Source organism: Erwinia sp. B116 (genome assembly GCF_002865965.1).
In the GTDB taxonomy this organism is placed as follows: domain Bacteria; phylum Pseudomonadota; class Gammaproteobacteria; order Enterobacterales; family Enterobacteriaceae; genus Erwinia.
The window spans coordinates 77,298-79,251 of record NZ_JRZZ01000014.1 but is presented as its reverse complement, the minus strand read 5'-3'; the positions used below and the strand labels follow the sequence as shown (position 1 = coordinate 79,251).

Annotated in this window: 1 protein-coding gene and 2 pseudogenes; all 3 read right to left on the bottom strand. The window is 64.5% G+C overall.

The annotated features are described in order from the left end of the window. A pseudogene (locus NV64_RS12010) lies at positions 1-332 on the bottom strand (iron ABC transporter permease); the annotation flags it as partial. An 8-nt stretch (positions 333-340) separates the two neighbouring features. Continuing rightward, on the bottom strand, positions 341-1,321 hold the full coding sequence (locus NV64_RS12005) for an ABC transporter substrate-binding protein (RefSeq protein WP_101505999.1): 981 nt from the start codon (positions 1,319-1,321) through the stop codon (positions 341-343). A 27-nt stretch (positions 1,322-1,348) separates the two neighbouring features. Then, a pseudogene (locus NV64_RS24045) lies at positions 1,349-1,954 on the bottom strand (ABC transporter ATP-binding protein); the annotation flags it as partial.

The following is a 1,954-nucleotide window of genomic DNA, read 5'->3' as shown; positions in this document are numbered from 1 at the left end:
GCGAATACCCAGGCGGCCTTCGCTCGCATATCGCTCAGCGCCACCAGCCAGGCGGCCAGGGTGCCGAGCAGCAGCGCCAGCCCGGTCGAGGCCAGCGCGATAATCAGCGTGTTACCGGTGGCGCGCAGTACCCGCGGCGTCGCCAGCAGCTGCAGCAAGCGCTCGCTGTCCGGCACGCCGGCGGGGGCGATCGCCGCCCAGATCAGGCGCGCCAGCGGCGCGATGGAGAGCAGGCCGATCGCCAGCGCCAGCAGCCACAGCACCCAGCGCTCGCTGCCCGGCCAGCGGGATGTTGGTCGGGCGGCAGCGCCGCGCAGCAGAGAAGGCAACACGCTCATCATCAGCCGCCGAAGATGTCGCTGAATTTTTCGCGTACCTGCTTATCGTCGGCCACCGCTTTGTCGGTATCCAGCGTCAGCAGCTTAATGGTGTCAACCGGCGCAAAGCCCTCCGGGGCAGCCACACGTTTATCAATCGGACGGTTCCCCTGTTCAGCCACCAGCTGCTGGCCTTTTTCGGACAGCATAAAGTCGACAAAGGCCTTCGCCGCCGGCACGTTGTGCGCCCCCTTCAGGATCGCCACCGGCTCGGTGACAAAGGAGGCCCCCTCCTGCGGATAGACCAGGTCGACCGGGCTGCCCTGCTTCTTCGCGCGGATCAGGTCGGCGTCGGTAATCACGCCATATTTAGCGATACCGCTGGCCACCGCCTTCAGCGCCGGGCCGTTACCGCCTTCCGGGGTGATACCGTTGGCCGCCAGCTTCTGGTAAAACGCCCAGCCAATTGACGGGGTGTTAATCGCGGTGTGCAGATGGTACAGCGCGGCACCGGAGTAAAGCGGGCTGGGTACCGCCACCTGGCCACGTTTGTCGGCGTCGGTCAGCGCCATCCAGCTGTTAACCGGTTTGGCCTTCTGCGTGTTGTAGCCGATCACCGTGGCGATAATTTTGGTGCCAAACCAGGTTTTGTCCTTGTCGTAAAAGTCCGGGCTGATGTGGCTGACCGGCGCACCGGCGTAGGCCATCAGCTGGCCCTCTTTCTTCAGCGCCCCGAGGTTAATCGCATCGGCCACCAGCAGCACGTCAGCCTTCACATCACCGCTCATCATCTCGGTGCGCAGCACGTTCATCAGCTGGGTGGTGCCGTTGCGCGTCCACGACACCTCAATCCCCGGATTGGCGGCCTTAAACGCATCGATGGTCTGCTGCGCGATTTCCGGTGCCTGCGAGGTGTAGACCACCAGCCTGCCGTCGGCGGCAACGGCGGTGGCAGACAGAGAGAGCAGGCCGGTCAGTACCAGAGTGTTTACCTTGCTACGCATAGTGCTGAGATCCTTGAGTGTGAGCCGTTAAGAGGGAATAACCCAGCCGTCGGAGACCGACAGCCGTAAACGATCGCCGGTGCTGACCAGCCGATCGGGAGAAAGGAACAGCGCCAGGCGGCTGTGCGGATCGGCTACCGGTGCCATCTCCAGCTGACGATAACTGCCGCGGTAAACCACCCGCCGCACGTCGGCACAGAAGCCAGGCTGGTCTTCAGCCACCGGCTGCAGATCCGGCGCGTGCAGGCAGACGTTGCCGTCCGGACGTACGCGCTGATCGGGGGAGGCACGCAGGCAGACGCGATGGCCGAACAGCGTGACCCACGCCTGGCCTGCGCCGTCCGGCTCAATGTCGCTGACCGGTACCACCCGGCCATCGTCGATAAAGCGTGCCACCATCTCGTTGGCCGGCTGGCGATACAGGGTTTGCGGGGTGGCGAACTGCATTACCTCCCCGGCGTGCATCACCACGATGCGATCGGCCAGCGCCATCGCTTCATGCTGGTCGTGGGTGATGTAGATCAGGGTGGCTCCGGCGTGCTGATGGAAGCGGGTAAACTCCTCCTCCATCGCCGCGCGCAGGTGCACGTCAAGGTTAGCCAGCGGCTCATCCAGCAGCACCAGCTGCGGCCG

Bases quoted from the DNA above. Each gene is read 5' to 3' on its own strand.
- NV64_RS12005 (WP_101505999.1), bottom strand. From the start codon at position 1,321: ATGCGTAGCAAGGTAAACACTCTGGTACTGACCGGCCTGCTCTCTCTG.